Origin of the sequence: Niallia circulans NBRC 13626, from assembly GCF_001591585.1 — a bacterium.
Lineage (GTDB): Bacteria > Bacillota > Bacilli > Bacillales > Cytobacillaceae > Niallia > Niallia circulans.
The window spans coordinates 97,251-115,831 of record NZ_BCVE01000005.1 but is presented as its reverse complement, the minus strand read 5'-3'; the positions used below and the strand labels follow the sequence as shown (position 1 = coordinate 115,831).

20 protein-coding genes are annotated in these 18,581 nt (G+C 34.6%); 17 read left to right on the top strand and 3 right to left on the bottom strand.

Annotation, left to right across the window (positions count from 1 at the left end; genetic code table 11):
• Window positions 1-214: 214 nt before the first annotated feature.
• The 11 genes from BCI01S_RS08180 (at window position 215) to BCI01S_RS08130 (ending at window position 10,358) form a co-directional block, all read left to right on the top strand.
• A complete protein-coding gene (locus BCI01S_RS08180; protein ID WP_172864653.1) occupies window positions 215-1,018 on the top strand; it encodes an undecaprenyl-diphosphate phosphatase in 804 nt (267 codons plus the stop codon).
• A 263-nt stretch (window positions 1,019-1,281) separates the two neighbouring features.
• Complete coding sequence (locus BCI01S_RS08175; RefSeq protein WP_082138405.1) at window positions 1,282-2,796, top strand: BglG family transcription antiterminator; 1,515 nt, start codon at window positions 1,282-1,284, stop codon at window positions 2,794-2,796.
• 25 nt (window positions 2,797-2,821) lie between these two features.
• Window positions 2,822-3,292, top strand: coding sequence for a PTS sugar transporter subunit IIA (locus tag BCI01S_RS08170; RefSeq protein WP_047943877.1), 471 nt, complete (start codon window positions 2,822-2,824; stop codon window positions 3,290-3,292).
• A 42-nt stretch (window positions 3,293-3,334) separates the two neighbouring features.
• Window positions 3,335-3,649: a PTS fructose transporter subunit IIB gene (locus BCI01S_RS08165; protein WP_047943848.1), complete on the top strand. Its 315-nt coding sequence runs from the start codon at window positions 3,335-3,337 to the stop codon at window positions 3,647-3,649.
• Between the two features lie 16 nt (window positions 3,650-3,665).
• Window positions 3,666-4,751, top strand: a complete 1,086-nt coding sequence (locus BCI01S_RS08160) for a PTS fructose transporter subunit IIC (RefSeq protein ID WP_095258446.1) — start codon at window positions 3,666-3,668, stop codon at window positions 4,749-4,751.
• Between the two features lie 59 nt (window positions 4,752-4,810).
• Complete coding sequence (locus BCI01S_RS08155) at window positions 4,811-5,662, top strand: class II fructose-bisphosphate aldolase (protein ID WP_047943850.1); 852 nt, start codon at window positions 4,811-4,813, stop codon at window positions 5,660-5,662.
• Window positions 5,663-5,686: 24 nt separating this feature from the next.
• Entirely contained in the window at window positions 5,687-6,586 is a 900-nt protein-coding gene (locus BCI01S_RS08150; protein ID WP_047943851.1) for a ketose-bisphosphate aldolase, read from the top strand.
• A gap of 250 nt (window positions 6,587-6,836) precedes the next feature.
• Window positions 6,837-7,160 carry a PadR family transcriptional regulator gene (locus tag BCI01S_RS08145; protein WP_047943852.1) on the top strand — a complete coding sequence of 108 codons (324 nt, stop codon included), beginning with the start codon at window positions 6,837-6,839 and terminating at the stop codon, window positions 7,158-7,160.
• On the top strand, window positions 7,153-7,713 hold the full coding sequence (locus BCI01S_RS08140; protein WP_047943853.1) for an HAAS signaling domain-containing protein: 561 nt from the start codon (window positions 7,153-7,155) through the stop codon (window positions 7,711-7,713). Before BCI01S_RS08145 ends, BCI01S_RS08140 begins: the two co-directional genes overlap by 8 nt.
• A complete protein-coding gene (locus BCI01S_RS08135) occupies window positions 7,706-8,503 on the top strand; it encodes a DUF4097 family beta strand repeat-containing protein (RefSeq protein ID WP_047943854.1) in 798 nt (265 codons plus the stop codon). Before BCI01S_RS08140 ends, BCI01S_RS08135 begins: the two co-directional genes overlap by 8 nt.
• A gap of 169 nt (window positions 8,504-8,672) precedes the next feature.
• Window positions 8,673-10,358 (top strand): methyl-accepting chemotaxis protein, encoded by a 1,686-nt coding sequence (locus BCI01S_RS08130; protein WP_047943855.1) that lies wholly within the window; start codon window positions 8,673-8,675, stop codon window positions 10,356-10,358.
• A 228-nt stretch (window positions 10,359-10,586) separates the two neighbouring features.
• On the opposite strand, the gene BCI01S_RS08125 is transcribed toward BCI01S_RS08130, so the two are convergent.
• On the bottom strand, window positions 10,587-11,183 hold the full coding sequence (locus BCI01S_RS08125) for a hypothetical protein (RefSeq protein WP_053215765.1): 597 nt from the start codon (window positions 11,181-11,183) through the stop codon (window positions 10,587-10,589).
• Between the two features lie 124 nt (window positions 11,184-11,307).
• Window positions 11,308-12,018, bottom strand: a complete 711-nt coding sequence (locus BCI01S_RS08120) for a GntR family transcriptional regulator (RefSeq protein ID WP_047943856.1) — start codon at window positions 12,016-12,018, stop codon at window positions 11,308-11,310.
• A gap of 198 nt (window positions 12,019-12,216) precedes the next feature.
• Between BCI01S_RS08120 and bglA the strand changes: the two genes are divergently transcribed.
• The gene (gene bglA / locus BCI01S_RS08115) at window positions 12,217-13,656 is read left to right on the top strand and encodes a 6-phospho-beta-glucosidase BglA (protein WP_047943857.1); all 1,440 of its coding nucleotides are present in this window, start codon (window positions 12,217-12,219) and stop codon (window positions 13,654-13,656) included.
• A gap of 99 nt (window positions 13,657-13,755) precedes the next feature.
• Here bglA and pepF read toward each other — a convergent pair whose 3' ends face one another.
• On the bottom strand, window positions 13,756-15,567 hold the full coding sequence (gene pepF / locus BCI01S_RS08110; protein ID WP_047943858.1) for an oligoendopeptidase F: 1,812 nt from the start codon (window positions 15,565-15,567) through the stop codon (window positions 13,756-13,758).
• Between the two features lie 257 nt (window positions 15,568-15,824).
• Here pepF and BCI01S_RS08105 point away from each other — a divergent pair, with 257 nt between their 5' ends.
• The 5 genes from BCI01S_RS08105 (at window position 15,825) to BCI01S_RS26180 (ending at window position 18,493) form a co-directional block, all read left to right on the top strand.
• Window positions 15,825-16,343, top strand: a complete 519-nt coding sequence (locus tag BCI01S_RS08105) for a VanZ family protein (protein WP_053215766.1) — start codon at window positions 15,825-15,827, stop codon at window positions 16,341-16,343.
• Window positions 16,344-16,373: 30 nt separating this feature from the next.
• Window positions 16,374-16,949, top strand: coding sequence for a GNAT family N-acetyltransferase (locus BCI01S_RS08100; protein ID WP_047943859.1), 576 nt, complete (start codon window positions 16,374-16,376; stop codon window positions 16,947-16,949).
• 185 nt (window positions 16,950-17,134) lie between these two features.
• The gene (locus tag BCI01S_RS25210; protein WP_144544645.1) at window positions 17,135-17,314 is read left to right on the top strand and encodes a hypothetical protein; all 180 of its coding nucleotides are present in this window, start codon (window positions 17,135-17,137) and stop codon (window positions 17,312-17,314) included.
• A gap of 278 nt (window positions 17,315-17,592) precedes the next feature.
• Complete coding sequence (locus BCI01S_RS08095; RefSeq protein WP_047943860.1) at window positions 17,593-18,168, top strand: hypothetical protein; 576 nt, start codon at window positions 17,593-17,595, stop codon at window positions 18,166-18,168.
• Window positions 18,169-18,367: 199 nt separating this feature from the next.
• A complete protein-coding gene (locus BCI01S_RS26180; protein WP_268874806.1) occupies window positions 18,368-18,493 on the top strand; it encodes a hypothetical protein in 126 nt (41 codons plus the stop codon).
• The last annotated feature ends 88 nt before the right edge of the window (window positions 18,494-18,581 follow it).

Sequence of the window (18,581 nt, the reverse complement as noted above, 5' to 3'; positions counted from 1 at the left end):
GCTTTTTTTAATGAAGCTAGATGTAAAGTAGATTTATTTTAAAAAAAATATTTGTTTTCTCCTTTCCAAATTTAAAAGGTTCTAAAACGATTACATTTTTATAGAATAAGAGATTGTACAAGTTGATCCCTATATTTCCATCTCACTTTCAAGTATACTAAGAAAAAAGTAGATAGTTGGAGGTTAAGTAGTGGATTTACATGATTTTTTAGTAATGTTCAAGTATTTTATTCTAGGAGCCATCCAAGGTATTACCGAGCCAATTCCAATTTCCTCAAGTGGTCATTTAATTATTGGCCAAAGGCTTCTAGGAATTGAACAGAGAGGCTTATCGTTCGAGATTATTACAAATACGGCATCATTAATTGCCATTGTCTTCATTTACCGAAAGGATATAAAGCAATTAATAACACATAGCTTTTTGTATCTAAAAACACGAAAGGAAAGTTATCGAGCTGATTTTCGATTCTCCCTGTATGTTATTATTGGAACCATTCCAGCTGGTGTGATCGGCGTACTGTTTGGCGATTATATTGCTGATTATTTCACCTCTTTTTATACTGTTTCCATTACACTACTAATTACAGGTATAGCTTTATGGATCATTCGAAATATGCGTGGTGTAAAAAGAGATGGGGATTTATCTTTGCGAGATGCTCTTATTGTTGGATGTGCTCAAGTGATTGCACTTATACCAGGTATCAGCCGCTCAGGTTCCACTGTTATAGCGTCCATTGCATTGGGCATGAAACAAAGTACGGCGCTGCGTTTTTCCTTTATGCTTTATATTCCAGTAAGTGTTGGAGGAGCTATTCTTGGAGTAACGGAAATGATTAACAGCCCAGATTTGAAAACTTTGGCTTGGCCTTATTTCATTGCTTTTATCACGGCTCTTGTTTTTACCTATTTCTCTATGAAATGGCTAATGGGTATAATGGAAAAAGGAAACTTAAAATATTTTGCTTATTATTGCTTTATCGTTGGAACGATATTATTGGTGGTAACCTACTTATTATAAAGAGAATAATAGACAAAGAAGAAAAGTGCGATAGGACAACTATTGTGCTTTTTTGTCTTTAATGACGACTGTTTCAAAAAGAAATGAAAGAAAGGAAGAGCTTTTATTGTAAAATCCCAAGTTCTTAACAAAGCCGGAAAATCAGAAATAAGGATTGCTCACTTTAATAGGGACATAACAATCAACATTATTTTGTAATTGTGTATCCGCTTTCAGTCGGATAAGATATTACCATAGAAAGAAGAAAAGAGGTGAAGGAATTTGTGAGTCAAGTCATAAATGAGCGTCATCAGATGATTCTTACTATCTTACGAAGGGAGAAACGGTATGTGACAGCTGCAGAGTTAGCACAATCACTTAAAGTTTCTAAGAAGACAATATATAGAGATATCCAACAAATAGTTGATTCGAATTCAATGCCGTTTCGGATAATAAAAAAAGAAAACTTCGGTTATTACTTCCAGAACCATAAAGAACCTTTAGAAACGGAAACGATTGTATTTGATTATCCTGACGAAAGACGTTTGAATTTACTATTATATCTTTTAGCCATTGCACCCGGTAAGACCTCAATTCAAAAAATATCGGAAAAGTACATCGTAAGTCAGAGCTCTATTCTCAATGATTTTAAACATATTGAAAAGGAATTAAGGTCCTATCATTTAAGACTATTAAGGACAAAGGAAGGAACCTTTATTAAGGGAGATAAACTATCTATTTATCGTTTGATGGCCGTAATTATTGAGAATTACTTAACTCAAATGGGAGACCCTTTTAGTCAATATGATATTCCTGATTCTATCAAAAAAGTAAAAGTGAAAAATAATCATTTAATAAAAATTAAGAGGTTGCTGCATGATATCCAAGTGAAGCATGATTTAAGCTTAGATCAGCCCTATTATTTAACCTTATTCTGCTCTCTTCTTTCGATAATAGAAAAACATAATAATAAGCTTTCATTAGATGAAGAAGAAATAGTATACGAAGAAATAGATGAAAATTCCACTATTTATTGTATTTGTAAAGATATGATTGAGGAAATCGAAAATCAGTTTTCTCTTTCGTTAAAACAATATGATATTTATTCTCTTTATTATATTTTGAAAGCGTATAAACTTAATTCGCGATTTTTATTAAATCAAGGTACTGAGCCATATAAAAATGATCAGGTCGTTCTTTTAACAAAAAGGTTAATAGCAAAAGTGACAGAAAATAGCGGATATCGATTCGATACGGATGATGAATTATTAGAAAGGATAACCTTGCATATGCATGCAATGTTATATCGATTAAGCCATCGAATCTATATAGTTAATCCAATCATAAAATCCATAGTAACCAATTTCTCCAATATATTTGGCTTAGTAAAGACTAGCATTCAACAGTTAGTAGAAGAAGGACATTATGAAAAGTATATAACCGATGAAGAAATTGGCTATATTACTTTGTATTTTCAAATTTCGTATGATGATCATTTTGCTAATCAGATTCCTATATTAATTGAATGTACAAGTGGAATTGGCACTTCGCATTTATTAAGTGAAAAAATAAGAAGAACTTTTCCTGATATCCACATAAAGAAAATAATCGCCCAGCAACGAATAAAACAGACAGATTATGAAGATGTAGAATTAGTTATTTCTACTGTGAAAACACATAGTATCATTGATAAGCCTACTATTCTTGTGAGTCCTATTTTAAATCAAGAGGATAAGTTTAAGATAGATCAATTTATTAAGGACTACTACAATCAACAGAGTATTATCGGTGAAAAATAGAAAGGTAGGAGAGTTAAAAGTGGACATGAAAATAGAAGAATTAGATTTTCATAAGGTAGTAACAGAAGATCTTATCGAGTTAAATTTGCAAGGAACTACAAAGGAAGAAGTATTGAATGAGTTAACTGACCTATTATATGAAAACGGTTGTATATCGAATAAAGAAGGATTTATAAAGGATGTGATGTATCGAGAAGAAGAAGGTGTTACTGGTTTGGAGAAGGGGGTGGCTATCCCCCATGGTAAATCAAAGCATGTACGAAAGACATCTATTGCAATAGGAAGAACCCAATCATTTATAGAATGGGAATCGCTTGATGGAAATCCTATCAATATTATTATCTTATTTGCTGTTAAAGACACGGATAAAACCACTATCCATATTAAATTATTACAAAAGGTAGCTGTCTTATTAGCGGATGAGGAAACGATTAGTAAGTTCCAAACACTGCAGACAAAGAAAGAATTTTTAAAGGTATTAACGAAAAATGATTAAGGTGCATTTTATTAAAAACTTATAAATTTGGAGGGAATCATGATGAATATTGTGGGGATTTCAGCTTGTACATCTGGTATTGCTCATACGTATATTGCGAAAGAAAAATTGATTAAAGCAGGCCAAGAGCTGGGACATAAAGTTCGTATCGAGACACAAGGGACCATTGGAATTGAGGATGAGTTAACGACTAAGGAAATAGAGGAAGCTGATTTGGTCATAATTGCTGCAGATATCAAGGTAAGTGGAAAAGAACGTTTTGCTGGGAAGAAAATTGTTGAGATACCTACACATATTGCCATAAAGGCACCGAAACAGCTTTACCAAAAGATTGACGCTGAGCTAAATAAACAGTGAGGGGGTCTACTAGATGCTGAAGAAAATGCAAGTAAAAAAGCATGCTTTAACAGCCATTAGTTATATGCTGCCACTTGTTGTGGCATCAGGACTTTTAATTGCAATTGGGAATCTTACAGGTGGTTCGGTCATTGAAGATTATAAAGCTTCCTTTGATATTCCCTCAGCACTTGTTTCGTTAGGAGTACTTGGAATGGGGTTATTAGCTCCTGTTATTTCAGGAGCAATAGCATATTCCATAGCAGATCGTCCAGGTATTGCTCCAGGGTTATTAATGGGATTGATCGCAAACGCCATTGGAGCAGGATTTTTAGGTGGGATGCTAGGTGGATTTATTGTTGGTTACTTTGTTTTATTTTTAAGAAAAAATTTAAAAGTGCCAAAGTGGGCAGAAGGCTTAATGCCAATGATGATTATTCCTTTAATATCGAGTTTAGTTATCGGATTACTTATGTTTTTTGTGCTTGGCGTTCCGATTGTATGGGCAACAGAGGGCTTAACTTCTTTTCTAACAAGTATGCAGGGATCGATGAGATTTGTTTTTGGGGCAATATTAGGGGGAATGGCAGCATTTGATTTTGGCGGGCCAGTTAATAAAGTAGCCTCATTGTTTGCAGATGGTTTGCTATTAGAGGGCATATACGAGCCAGAAGCTGTAAAAATATTGGCATCAATGGTTCCCCCATTTGGTGTAGCCATTTCTTGGGGACTTTCTAAATTATTTCAGAAGAAACGATATACAAAATCGGAAGAAGATAACATCAAAATAGCTCTACCGATGGGAATATGCATGATTACAGAAGGCGTTATCCCGATTGCAGCAGTAGATATTGTAAGAGTTGTTGCTTCATGCACCATTGGAGCAGCCGTTGGAGGAGGGTTCTCTATGATGTGGGGGGTAGGATCTCCGGTTCCATCAGGAGGAATGTTTATTGTACCTGCGATGACACATCCAATTCTATTTTGTGTGGCATTACTTATCGGGTCACTCATTACCGGAGTTATGCTGTTCTTATGGAAGAAGGAACCAGCTGCAGAAATAGAAGAAACATCGAGTGAAGAGGAAGAAGTAGATTTATCAGATGTGAAGATTACATTTTAACCTGAATGAAAGAACGCTTATTTTGCTAGAGAGTAAGTCAATAAAGGAGGGGACTTAGAATGTATGTTTCGATGAAGGGAATGCTTGCACGTGCCAACCAAGGGAAATATGCGGTAATGGCAATCAACTGCTTTAACCTAGAAACAGCTAAGGCAGTGATTGAAGCAGCACAAGAATTGAGAGCACCTATCATTGTAGATTTATTACAAGATCATTTAATGCAGCATTTGGGAAGTAAGTTATTAACAAGACCAATTATAGAAATGGCAAATGCAGCAAGTGTAGAAGTAGCTATTAATTTAGACCATGGGCAGGATGTTGGATTTGTGAAGAGATGCTTAAGAGATGGATTTTCTAGTGTAATGATGGATGCTTCTCGTTATCCAATTGATGAGAATATAAGAATAACGAAAGAAATGGTAGAATTCGCGCAAAGCTATGATGCGAGCGTCGAAGGGGAGATTGGTAATATCGGTTCTGTTTCTAGGAACCAGATGACAGATGATGAAATGTATACGAATCCTGATTTAGCCATTAGATATGCAAAAGAAACAGGAATAGATGCGCTGGCTATTTCTTATGGCTCTAGTCACGGGGATTATCCAGATGGTTATATTCCAGCTTTTCGATTCGATATTTTAGAAAAAATTAAAGGAGAAACGGGTATCCCGCTTGTGCTCCATGGAGGATCTGGATGTGGAGAAGAAAACATAAGAAAGTCTATTTCATTAGGTATTAATAAGATTAATGTTGGCTCTGATTTTTTTAAAGCACAGGTAAATAGTATAAAAGAAAACATGGTTAGAAACGAAATAGATTATTTTGATATTATTCATCAAACGATTAAGGCTGGAAAAGATTTAGTTAAATATTATATTGAACTGGCAGGCACTGAAGGAAAGTCATTATAAATTTAAAGAAAAGAGGAATATATTATGTTATTAAATATGAAGCAGTTATTAGAAGTAGCACAAAAACATCAATTTGCCGTTGGAGCATTTAATGTAGCAGATAGTAACTTTTTGAGAGTAGTAGTTGAAGAGGCAGAAAGCAATAATTCTCCTGCGATAATTGCAGTACATCCAACTGAATTAGACTTTGTCAAAGATGATTTTTTCTCTTATGTATTAACGAGAATTAAAAATAGCCATGTTCCATTTGTTCTGCATTTAGATCATGGCGGAAATATGGCTGATATTATGCGGGCGATTCATGCAGGCTTTAGTTCCGTCATGATTGATGGCTCCTTGCTTTCTTTAGAAGAAAATATTCAGTTAACGAAACAGATAGTAGAAGTGAGCCATTCGCTGGGAGTATCAGTGGAAGGAGAATTAGGAACAATTGGAAATACAGGTACATCAGTAGAGGGCGGGGTATCGGAGGTAATTTATACTAGACCAGAAGACGCCCAAGAATTTGTAGAGAAAACAGGGGTAGATACATTGGCAATTGCAATCGGTACTTGTCACGGTATTTATCCAAAAGATATGGAGCCAAAGTTGAGAATGGATATTTTAAAAGAAATTAAAGAAACGGTCGACATTCCTCTTGTGCTTCATGGCGGCTCAGCTAATCCAGATGAAGAAATTGCAGAGGCTGTTCAGATTGGTATTCAAAAAGTGAATATCTCATCAGATTATAAGTACGCATTTTATAAAAAATGCCGTGAGATTTTAGCTGAAACAGAGCTTTGGGATCCTAACGCAATATATCCAGCATGCATTGATGCAGCTAAAGAAATAGTAAAATATAAAATGAATTTATTTCAATCCATTGGAAAAGCTGAAATTTACAGAGAAGAAAATGTGACGGCATGGCGTAGAGAATGGTTATAAGCAGTAGGAAGAGGGGAGATAATCCTCTCTTTTTTTATAATCGAATTATTTTTTTATGTCCTCATTAAATGGTGCAGATATAGGTTTCTGTGCTATTTTAATCGTTTTAAAGAGAAATCTAAATTTATTTTTTAATCAGTACCTTGCAATGAACAATACTAAATGGTATATTATTGGCAATAGGTATTATTTTTACTATGGTACTGTTTATTATAAGGTACTGAATGATGAATAAAGGTAGGTGGAAAAGATGAATGTACAGTTTAAAAAGGGTGTCTTAGAGTTATGTGTACTTGTTCTTTTAGATAAAAAGGACCGCTATGGCTATGAACTCGTTCAAAAGATATCCAATCAAATTGAAATTTCAGAGGGCTCTGTTTATCCCCTCTTAAGAAGATTAACAAAAGAAGAATATTTTACAACTTATTTACAAGAGTCAACAGAAGGTCCTTCGCGTAAATACTACAAGTTAACCGATAAAGGAAGAACCTATCTTAATAAACTTATTACGGAATGGAATGAATTTTCTAATGGTGTCAATCAATTAATAAAAGAAGGTGTAAATAATGACTAAAGAGCAATTTTTAAAACAGCTCCAAGCTGGATTAAAAAAGCTTCCGCAAGAGGAACGAAAAGATATCATCCATGATTATGAAGAACATTTTTTTATAGGCAAAGAAGATGGAAAAACAGAGGAAGAAATAGCCAAGTCTTTAGGATCTCCTCAGCAAATTACGAAAGAATTAATAGCTGCCTATCACCTTGAAAAGGTGGAAAAAAGCAGAACAACGGGAAATATTCTTCGAGCAGTATGGGCGGTTATTGGTTTAGGATTCTTTAATTTGGTTATTGTACTTGGACCATTTCTTGTGATAGCATCCCTTATTCTATCAGGGTGGATAGTTGGTGCGTCTTTTATACTCTCCCCACTACTTGTTCTTGTGGACAGTGTTTTTCATCCAGGTAGTTTTGCATTTTTTAAATTATTTATGACCATTTTGCTAGTGGGATTAGGAATTTTTATTGTAATTGGTATGTATTACATTACAAGAATTTCTTCAAAAGGCTTTATCAATTATTTGAAATTTAATGCAAAATTGGTGAAGGGAGGCCAAAAGCATGATTAGTCTAAAAAAATTAATGGTCACTGGACTTATTCTTGTTCTAATTGGCGGCATAGGGGCATTCCTAACATTCCGCGATAACAGTATAGATATTCATGAAGAGAAAGTATTTAAGGAAAATGATATTACTGGAATTGAAGTAGATTCCAATAATGCAGGGATTGAAATTATTCCCACAGCAGAGAAGGAAACAAAGGTTGTGTTGCAAGGAAAAGGTTCCTCTGAAACGAAGGGAAGTTTTACTGCCAAGGTAGTTGGGGAAAAACTGGTTGTAAATTGGAATGAAAAACAAATTAGCTTTTTTCAGATGAATTTTATAGATGAATCACTTACCTTAAAAATTCTTGTACCTGTGAAGGAATATAAATCCCTTCGCATAAATAATGATAATGGAAAGATTGATTTAGCGGACCTAATGGTTGAGCAAGTACAGGCAGAAAGTAATAATGGTCGCATCCATCTGCAAAATATTCAATCCAGAAGTGTAGAAGTAAACTCTGACAATGGAAGAGTATCGCTGGATCATGTAAGCGGAAGCGTGAAAGGAGAAACGAATAATGGGAGAATTTCGATGAAAACTGCCACATTGGATCAGGCGATACAGCTGGAAACAGATGATGGCAGTATCGAAATTGTAACAGATAAGGAACCAACAAATGTCACATTCGATGTTCAAGTTGATGATGGCAGCATCAATATTTTAGATAAATACAAAGGAAGTACCGTGATTGGAAACGGAGAAAATAAAGTAAAGCTGAAAACAAATAATGGGAAAATTAGGGTGGGGAATTAAAAAAAGGCAGCTTTTTTAAGCTGTCTTTTTTATCTGCCGATATAAATATAAATTTTCTTGTGAAAAGAAAATTTGGTATCGCATTCAAACTATATAAAAAATAAAAGCCTCCGATATATAGAAAGTAAATGGACAAAAGAATAAAGCTAGAAGCATTCAGGGGGATAGAATGAAAATAAAATATCAATTGGCAATCATTTTCTTCATTTTAATTATTTCTTTGTTGGGGATTGGCGGATTTAGCAATATGAGTCTGCAGTCGTTAATTGCAAATAGTAAAGAACTGACAGAGGCAAAAGAAATGCAGCGTCTAGTTACTCATTTGCAATATCGAATTGCTGGAATTTCTAATGACGAGCGTGGCTTTCTTCTTACCGGAAATAAAGAATATAGTGACGGAATTAATGAGAAAGAGTCAGACATTCATGATACTTTGAAAACAATGGAGACTTTATCTAATTATTATGAGTATAAAGAAGATATCCAAACGTTTCAATCCAGTCTACAAACGTACTTAGCCACAAGTGACAAAGTGCCTGGGGCTTATATCGAAGATCCATCTGCTGCAGAAAAACTCCATTTTGGGGATTTACGGACATTAAGGAAAGAAGTTTTAGATCCGGCAGTTAATGAATTAGTGGAACATATTAATCAAGATGTTATTCAGTTGGAAGAACAAAATCAAAAAAATAATAAAATAACAAAAACGGTATTAATCGTAATTATCATCGTGGCAGCACTATTGAGTATTGTCTTAGGTTTTCTGTTATTAAAGTCTATTTTACGACCATTAAATAAAATTAATAATCAACTTCAAAGTATTGCTTCTGGAGAAGGGGACTTAACACAGCGAGTAAATGTGAATGGGAAAAACGAATTTGGTCAATTAGCACATTCGTTTAACGCATTCGTCGATTCTCTTCAAATAATGATAAAAAGTGTAGGGCAGACGTCTAAAAATGTTGCACAAGCTTCAGATGAATTAGCTTCCAGTATGGAACAATCGACTGTAGCGGTAGAGCAAGTGGCGGATGCTGTTCAAACCATTGCAGAGAATGGAAATAAGCAAGATTCACTTACCCAGAATAGTTTAATAGAAGTTAATAATTCCTTGAAAAATATTAAGGATGTGGCCCATACTGCCAGCGAAGTTGCAAATGAATCTCTGCTTATTAAAGAAAAAGCAAAAGAAGGGGAATTGGCATTGACTGAAATGCAAATGCAGATGGAGGCAATTCATGCATCTGTTGATTTAGCAGGAGATGGATTAAAATCACTTGTTTTAAGTACAAATGAAATTAATGAGGTACTTGCAAGTATTCAAGATATATCCAATCAAACCAATCTGCTAGCATTGAATGCATCCATTGAAGCAGCAAGAGCAGGAGAACATGGAAAAGGATTTGCGATTGTAGCAGAGGAAGTTCGAAAGCTATCAGAAATGACAGGTACTTCTGTAAATCAAATACACGATCTGATAAGTTCTATTCATGACCACTCAAACACGACAGAAAAAAATATGTCTTTTGTAATAGAAAATGTAGATGCTGGTACGAAATTATCTGATACTACAAATGAACATATTAAGGAAATATTAAATCGTGTTGAATCCATTGCAGATCATATTAAAAAGATGGCAGAAACAGCACAAGAAATTACGGCAGAAGTACAAGAGGTACAAGATTCAGTGGAAGAAATAGCTCATACTTCTCGCGAAACTTTAGAAAGAACGGAAAGTGTTGCAGCAGCAACAGAAGAACAAACTGCCTCATTCCAAGAAATAACAAGCTCAAGCATGGCATTATCTAAAATGGCAGAGGAGCTTCAAGAACTAGTGCACCGATTTAAAATCTAAGAAAGAATGTAAAAAAAGAGAAACTGTGTGAGATTTTCTAGATCAAATTTAAAAAGATCGAAAAAAATTAAGGAGGCAAGTACCCAAGGATTTCGAACAAGTATAGGTCTGAACAATTATACAATTATGTGCATATATTGTATAATTGTTCGTTTTTTATTCGGTATAAGTGGTAATCATCCGCAGATTGCATAAGCTTGCTAGTGGGCGAGCACCAAGCTGCTTCATTTATTGATCTACTGCGTTAATAGGAGATGAATTACTTTGCAAGTTTTCTCTCTCTTTTAAAAGTAAAAAGCTTATAAAGATTGTATTAACCAATCCTATTATTCCATAACACCATATCGGCATTCTGAGAGCTTCATACCATAACATGTTAATAAAGTATACACCAATAGCTATTAACAACGAATTACTTATCAAAGTTAATAGGGCTTTTTTTACAATGAAAAATGAATATAGTCTCCAAATAGCAATAATTAGCGCAGCAATACTTGTCATAGTCAAAGACATTAACGCAATAGAGCGTACGTTTTGTTCTTGATGAAACACTTCTGCTGTAAAAAAGAATTTTGTAAATATATTGGTGAGAAAATAAAAACTTGTTAGATAAATAGAACTAGCCAAAAAGGAGATAGGTATCCATTTCAAATATATAAAAATGGCGTTTTTACTCCTGTTTGACGGTTTTCTTTTTTCCTGAATGGTTTCAGCAATTGATGTCACAACTATAATGAATACTAATAAATATAAATCGTGTAATGGGAGTTTTCCTTTAAAGATGTCCATTAAGAAAAGAAAAGCATCCTTTAATTCCATTAACATTATCTATTCCAACCTTTCAATTATGTACTACCTGTTATACGAAAGGAAATATAGGAATGTTTCAATAATTATATATTTTTTCAGATTTAGGAAACTTTTCCTGATTAGCTATATGTTACCTCAGTTAAAAGAAATGACTATTTGCCTGGATAAAAAATTGGGATTGTTCATAGTTATAGGTAACTTTTGAAAAGTCAAAAGGCTGCCCATTAGTTAGATGAAAAATGCTCTCTACCAATAATTTAGGATTATCTTTTTCTAATCCCAAATAAGCAGCTTCTTCTTCCGTTAATTTCCCTACATGTAAATACACATCTGAAAAGCCTACTTTTAGCCCTAAGCCTTTTGTTATGTAATGAAAAATAGATTCCGCTACGATTTCTTTATTTAAATACGTAATGAAGGCTTTATTATACCAAGATTCCTCTAAACAAAGAGTTTGGCCGTTAATATAGCGAATTCTCTTTACGTAATAAACCTCCTCGTGAAGCTCCATATTTAAATTTAGGGCAATTTCCTCAGTCGGTTTTCTTATCTCTAATTCGATTATTTTGGAGGTTAGAGTATAATCCTCTAAATCTGTTTTAAATCCTTGATTGGAAAGCAAGCTGATATAGCCTTTTCGATTCTGTCGTCTTACAAAAATTCCACTGCCTCTTACTTGAAAAATGATTCCCCTTTTTTCAAGAAGCTCAAGCGTTTTCGTAATCGTACTTTTACTAACCTCGAATTGCTTCATTAATGTCTCAATAACTGGCAGCTTACTGCCTTGCTTTAAGCCATGCTCTTCAATATATTTTTCTATTTCTTCTGCGATTTGCTGGTATTTTAACATAATATATACCTCGATTATCTTAAACGTTATAGCTGGATTATAGCATATATAGGAAAAAAACTCATTTGGATTAATTAGGTATAAAAATATTATATTGTATTTATCATATTGTACCGGTACAATTATAATATAAGTGTAATCTAAAAAATAATGTAAAGGAAAAGACAATTTAATAGTATAAAAAGGAGGAAAATAAGGATGAGCAAAATGCCGAAAGATTTTTTATGGGGTGGAGCATTAGCTGCACATCAATTTGAAGGTGGTTGGAATCAAGGCGGTAAAGGTCCAAGTGTAGTAGATGTTATGACAGCAGGTGCTCATGGAGTACCTAGGAAAATAACAGACTTGATTGAAGAAAATCAATTTTATCCAAATCATGAAGCAATTGATTTTTACCATCGTTACAAAGAGGATATTGCCTTGTTTGCTGAAATGGGGTTAAAGTGTTTACGAACTTCCATTGGCTGGAGCAGAATTTTTCCAAAAGGGGATGAATTAGAACCGAATGAAGAAGGACTGCGCTTCTATGACCAAGTATTTGATGAATTACTTAAATACGGAATACAGCCAGTTATTACCTTATCCCATTTTGAAATGCCGTTACATCTAGCAAGAGAATATGGCGGTTTTAGAAATAGAAAAGTAGTTGATTGTTTTGTCCGCTTTGCCGAAGCATGCTTCCATCGATATAAAGACAAAGTAAAATACTGGATGACTTTTAATGAAATCAACAATCAAATGGATGTTTCTAATCCGCTCTTTTTGTGGACAAATTCTGGAGTAACCGTCAAAGAAGGAGAAAATGCGAAAGAAGTGATGTATCAAACTGCTCATCATGAGCTAGTTGCAAGTGCATTAGCTGTGTCTATTGGCAAAAAAATAAATCCTGATTTCCAAATTGGAGCAATGGTTTCCCATATTCCTATCTATCCATTTTCTTCTAATCCAGAAGATGTGATGCTAGCGGAAGAAGAAATGAGACAAAGATATTTCTTCCCAGATGTGCAAGTTCGTGGATATTATCCTAGTTATGCCTTAAAGGAATTTAAGCGAGAAGGCTATTCGATTACAATGAAGCCAGAGGATGCTGAGATTTTACGCAATGGGACAGTTGATTATTTAGGATTTAGCTACTATATGTCCACTACCGTAAAGAGCGATGTGAAAAATAATAATACAGGGGATATTGTAAATGGCGCCTTGCCAAATGCGGTTGAAAATCCGTACATCAAAGCAAGCGATTGGGGCTGGTCCATTGATCCGACAGGTCTGCGCTATGTGTTAAATCGTCTATATGACCGCTATCAAATACCTTTATTTATTGTAGAAAATGGATTTGGCGCTATTGATACTGTCGAAGCTGATGGCTCTATTCATGACAAGGAAAGAATTGCCTACTTAAAGGCGCATATTGAAGCATTAGAGAAAGCGGTAATGTATGATGGAGTAGATTTGATTGGATATACGCCATGGGGAATTATTGATATTGTTTCCTTTACAACAGGAGAAATGAAAAAACGCTATGGAATGATTTATGTAGATCGAGATAATCAAGGGAAAGGAACCATGAGCCGTTCGAAAAAAGACTCCTTTTATTGGTATCAGGAAGTGATTAAGTCAAACGGGGAAAAGCTGTAATAGAAAAAGGAAGGGGATGTTTTCCTCTTCCTTTCTTTGTATTGTATACTTGATTTTTAATGAAATTTACTATTTTGCGAGAAATAAATTTAGTATTTTTTAATTATAGCTTGCTTCTAATTCATCTATTAAGCTTCCAACATAGGCAATTGCTTTTCGGATTGGCTCAGGGGTGGACATATCTACATTTGCTAGTTTCATTAAATCGAATGGTTTTAAAGTGCCGCCGGCTTTTAAAACTTTTAGCCATCGCTCAACAGCAGGCTGTCCTTCTTCCTCAATCATTGCTGATACGGCAGTTGAAGCTGTAAGCCCAGCGGAGTACGTATATGGGTAAAGACCCATATAATAATGGGGTTGGCGCATCCATGTTAGGCCTGCTGCTTCATCTATTTCCACACTGTCTCCCCAGAATGATTTTAAGACATCGATATTTTGTTCACATAATACTTTAGCTGTAATCGGAGTTCCTTGTTCTGCTAAGTCATAAACTTTTCTTTGGAGTGCCCCTTCTAAAATATGGGTAACAAAATTATGATAATACGTTCCTAGTGATTGGAGAATTACCCATCTTCTAATTTGATTGTTTGAAGATTGTTTCATAATATACTTGCTCAAAAGCATTTCGTTCATGGTGGATGGAGCTTCAATAAAGTATCGAGATGGACGGGTATTTGAAATAATTTGATTTTTGCCAGCAAGAGCAAAATGTCCAGCATGTCCAAGTTCATGTGCTAAGGTAAACGTATTACGCATTGAGTTATGCCATGTCATTAAAATGTATGGATGTACTCCATACGGGCTGGAGCAGAAGGCACCTGATCGTTTTCCATGGTTATCTGCTAAGTCTACCCAGCGGTCTTTTAAGCCTTTTTCCATTATTTCCATATATTCTGGTCCCATAATATTAAGCGCTTCTAAGATAAGCTTGGAAGCTTCCTCGTACGTAATTTTAGGATCATAGGATGTGTCGAGCGGAGCCTTTAAATCACAATAATGGATTTTTTCTAAACCTAATACACGCTCTTTTAATTTGGCGAATCTGCGCATATGTGGAGCCAATTCTGTAAGAATGGTATCCAATTGGTTATGGTACATTTCTTTTGTGACTTGTTGTTCTTGTAAAAGCATGTCTGTTACAGATTCATAGTTTCGTAAACGAGATTCTATTATTTGTTTTTTAACTTCTGTTCCATAGGTAGCCGCATATGTATTTTTATAACGGTTAAGGCCAGCCGAAAAGGCTTCATATGCTTTTCTTCTTACTTCTTTATCTGCCGATTCTTCGTACTTTTCGAAAGAATTAAATGTCAAAGGATATTCTGTCCCGTCACTTGTTATAAAGGAGGAAAACTCCATATCTGATGTTTTACTTCTTTGATAAATCATATAAGGAGAACGCTGGATTTCACCAAATGCTGCTAATACTTCCTCTGCTTCAGGTGTTAACATATGTGGCTTCAAATCCATTAAGTCCGTTAGTGTTTTGGAAAAAAGCTGTAGTTCTTCTTCCTCGTTCAGGTATGTATTTATTTTATCGTTTGCAAGCGTAAGAATCTCTGAATTAATAAAAGAAAGGCTTGAGCTTACTTTTGCATAGAGGGAAGAAACAATTGCATCGTTCTCTTGATTGGAAGGATTAGATCCGTCTGCAGATTGATTAAGGTTTGCATAAGTGAGAACTCTCACTAATCTTTCATCCAATGCATCTCGAGCTTTTAGACAATCTAGCAAGATTTTAGCGTTTTGGTGAAGCTTCCCTTTAAATTGTGTCACAGTAGGAATATCTTCTTCAATCGCTTCTACTTCCCTTTTCCAATCAGCTTCGCTTTCGAACAAATCGCGCAAATTCCAGGTTTGTTCGAAAGGAACTTCGGAACGATAAAGTGTTTTTTCCATTTCTTTATTCATAAACATTCTCCTCTGTCACCTATTTATTTCGTTTTTCGAAACGATTAGTTTGATTATACAATAAAAAATTGAACTATAGGAATATTTTGTTTATTATATTTTTTAATGATAATTTGTAGAAGATAAAGATAAAAAACTACGCTTCTTATGATAAATAATTGTATAATGGTTAAAACTCACCATTTCATCAAATTTTACATTTTAAGGTAAAAGAATGACCGCTGAAATTGGAATAAACAAAAAGGAATGAAAAGAAATTGCCCTTAAAGTTTTCACGAAAAAAAAGATTTTATTTATTATTTTTTATCTGCATTGTCTCCATGTTTATCATTTTTATGTTCTCCCATATGCCGTATGAAGAACAGGATATTAAGCCATTTTTACGAGATAAGATAGACCTGACAAATGTTCCATTCCCCTCTATAACATTTGAGTATGATGGCCAGATTATCTCTTCGGATTCTGACCCATATGGTTTTATCGAATTTTTATTTCGAAAAGCAGGGCATGTAATTGGTTATTGCCTCTTAACTTTGCTGTTATTTCTCACCCTGATGCAAACGAAAATCAAACGACCATGGGTGTATCTATTAAGTGGTGCTCTTTCTATTGCTTATGCATTAACAGATGAGTGGCACCAAAGCTTTGTTCCCGGAAGAACAGGCCATTGGCAAGACGCCATCATTATCGACGGAACTGGCGTTATATTAGGATTAGTCATTGGTTTTATAGGTACTATATTTTTTAAAAAGAGGAAAACGAAGGGAAGGTTTTAGGGATTCCTAAAGAAAGGAGAAGTGAAGTGATTGTACCAAGATAAAGAATTAACAGTAAGACCGATTAAGGAGGAAGATCTTTATCAGCTTTGGACACTGGCATTTAAAGAAGAAAATCCTGAATGGAAAAAATGGGATGCTCCGTATTATGCACATAAAGCATTAAGTTATGAAGGATTCTTAAAAACTCAAAAAGAGCGCTTCTTAGAAAGAGATGATTACTGGGCAATTGTTGTAGGGGAAGAACTAATAGGAACGGTTGGCTACTACTGGGAACATGAACCGTCCAAATGGTTAGAGATGGGAATAGTTATCTATAATCCAAACTACTGGAGTGGTGGATATGGAACGCGGGTATTGAAGCTATGGATCGACCATTTATTTAAGACTTTGCCATTAGTTCGAGTTGGATATACAACATGGTCAGGGAATGAGCGAATGATAAAGGTAGGAGAAAAGCTGGGCATGACAATGGAAGGACGCATGAGAAAGTGCCGCTACTATAACGGTGTATATTATGACTCCATACGGATGGGGATATTAAGAGAAGAATGGGAAGCATTTATAGACGGAAACAAATCAAATGCTGGAAAGATAAATAAATAAAAACAGTGCAAAGGAATATTATGTTAGGTAAAAGTAATATGAAAATTAAGTTCTCGTACTCATGCTTAACATATATTTTATTAGTATAATAGTAGAAAATCAGGAATAAAAGGGTAAATTGTATAGAAGTTACAGCATCACCGGAATTAAGTAGGCGTGGAAAATAACTGAATGGAGTGAGGTCCATGAAGAAAGAGGTTGGATACGTATTTTTCTGCCAGCATTGTGGATTGCCTCAACGTATTCCAGCGTTTGTGCTAAAAACATACTTATGTGATGACATCGTAAAACAATTCTATTGCAATAATTGCAGCCGAGAAAATCTAATTCCTTCTTATATAAAAAAGCTGAAATCAGAATTATAGAACAAGGTCAAGTGATGCACTTGGCCTTTTTTTCTAAGAAATTATAGGTGCTTCTGCATCCACTCTTCTTAGAATCATTTCAAGCTGTGGAAAATTGAAAGAGCCTTTTCTATTTTTTATGAGTAATTACTAATAAATTGTACAAACTATTTAAAGTAGAGAAATAACTCAAGGTCATAAGTAGACAAAAACAGGTCTCTTTAACTCCGATTATTGGAGATTCTTAAACGTGCCTCTCCCTTCAATAATGGAAATTTTTTAAGGAGGAGATGAATAAAATGAACTACAAGGAATATTGGGATAAAATTAATGAAATAAATGGACAATTACATTCATTATATTCTTCCTATTGGGATAAATATTCAGATTTTTCTACATGGCAGTTTTGGATCATTCTTCTATCTTTATTAGTACCATTAATCATATTATATTTTATGGTAGACAGAAGGAGATTATTTGAAATATTATTCTTTGGCTATACTGTTCATCTACTTTGGGCATACATAGACCTTGCACTGAGTAGAACTAATTTCTTAACACATACCCACTTTCTTACACCGGTGCTTCCTAATGCATTAAATATTACAGGTTCCTTTCTGCCAGTAGGGTTTATGCTAGTGTATCAATATGCAACGAATCGCAAGAAAAACTTTTATATCCTAACCGTGTTATTGAGTGCTGTGTATACTTTTATATGCGCTAATATTGAAAAATCAATGGGCTTGGTAACGTTTCATGGAGGAATTAACGTTATTCATTTATTCCTTTTGGATTTATTTATTGTATTTGTAGCATATTGGTTTACTAGGTTATTGTTGAAATTTAGAATCCTCAAGAAAGACGAGCAGCAATAGCGTTTATTACTAGCGTGTATTTAAAAGGCACATGCTAGTTTTTTTTGCGTTCCAGAAGAAGGTAGGAAAGTGAAAAATCGAGAATTGCAGGAAAAACGCTATGGAAAAACTAAGATGTACTCCAAATAGAAGGGAGAAGCGAAAAAAGTGGCGTTCATTACCAAGATGAAAGCCAAAATAGAAGGGAGAAGCGAAAAAAGTGGCGTTCATTACCAAGATGAAAGCCAAAATGGAAGGGAGAAGCGAAAAAAGTGGCGTTCATTACCAAGATGAAAGCCAAAATGGAAGGGAGAAGCGAAAAAAGTGGCGTTCATCAGCAAAATGAAAGCTGAAACGGAAGGGAGAAGTGAAAAAAAGTGGCATTCATCAGCAAGATGAAAGCCAAAAAGGAAAGAAAATGCAAACAAAAAAGC

What these genes read in the sequence shown, in the direction of transcription:
- bglA (WP_047943857.1), top strand. Translation starts at nt 12,217, where the DNA reads ATGAGCAAAATGCCGAAAGATTTTTTATGGGGTGGAGCATTAGCTGCA.
- BCI01S_RS08150 (WP_047943851.1), top strand. Translation starts at nt 5,687, where the DNA reads ATGTTATTAAATATGAAGCAGTTATTAGAAGTAGCACAAAAACATCAA.
- BCI01S_RS08180 (WP_172864653.1), top strand. Translation starts at nt 215, where the DNA reads ATGTTCAAGTATTTTATTCTAGGAGCCATCCAAGGTATTACCGAGCCA.
- BCI01S_RS08125 (WP_053215765.1), bottom strand. Translation starts at nt 11,183, where the DNA reads ATGTTAATGGAATTAAAGGATGCTTTTCTTTTCTTAATGGACATCTTT.
- BCI01S_RS08140 (WP_047943853.1), top strand. Translation starts at nt 7,153, where the DNA reads ATGACTAAAGAGCAATTTTTAAAACAGCTCCAAGCTGGATTAAAAAAG.
- BCI01S_RS08095 (WP_047943860.1), top strand. Translation starts at nt 17,593, where the DNA reads ATGAACTACAAGGAATATTGGGATAAAATTAATGAAATAAATGGACAA.
- BCI01S_RS08170 (WP_047943877.1), top strand. Translation starts at nt 2,822, where the DNA reads ATGAAAATAGAAGAATTAGATTTTCATAAGGTAGTAACAGAAGATCTT.
- BCI01S_RS08145 (WP_047943852.1), top strand. Translation starts at nt 6,837, where the DNA reads ATGAATGTACAGTTTAAAAAGGGTGTCTTAGAGTTATGTGTACTTGTT.
- BCI01S_RS08155 (WP_047943850.1), top strand. Translation starts at nt 4,811, where the DNA reads ATGTATGTTTCGATGAAGGGAATGCTTGCACGTGCCAACCAAGGGAAA.
- pepF (WP_047943858.1), bottom strand. Translation starts at nt 15,567, where the DNA reads ATGAATAAAGAAATGGAAAAAACACTTTATCGTTCCGAAGTTCCTTTC.
- BCI01S_RS08130 (WP_047943855.1), top strand. Translation starts at nt 8,673, where the DNA reads ATGAAAATAAAATATCAATTGGCAATCATTTTCTTCATTTTAATTATT.
- BCI01S_RS08120 (WP_047943856.1), bottom strand. Translation starts at nt 12,018, where the DNA reads ATGTTAAAATACCAGCAAATCGCAGAAGAAATAGAAAAATATATTGAA.
- BCI01S_RS08135 (WP_047943854.1), top strand. Translation starts at nt 7,706, where the DNA reads ATGATTAGTCTAAAAAAATTAATGGTCACTGGACTTATTCTTGTTCTA.
- BCI01S_RS08165 (WP_047943848.1), top strand. Translation starts at nt 3,335, where the DNA reads ATGAATATTGTGGGGATTTCAGCTTGTACATCTGGTATTGCTCATACG.
- BCI01S_RS25210 (WP_144544645.1), top strand. Translation starts at nt 17,135, where the DNA reads ATGAAGAAAGAGGTTGGATACGTATTTTTCTGCCAGCATTGTGGATTG.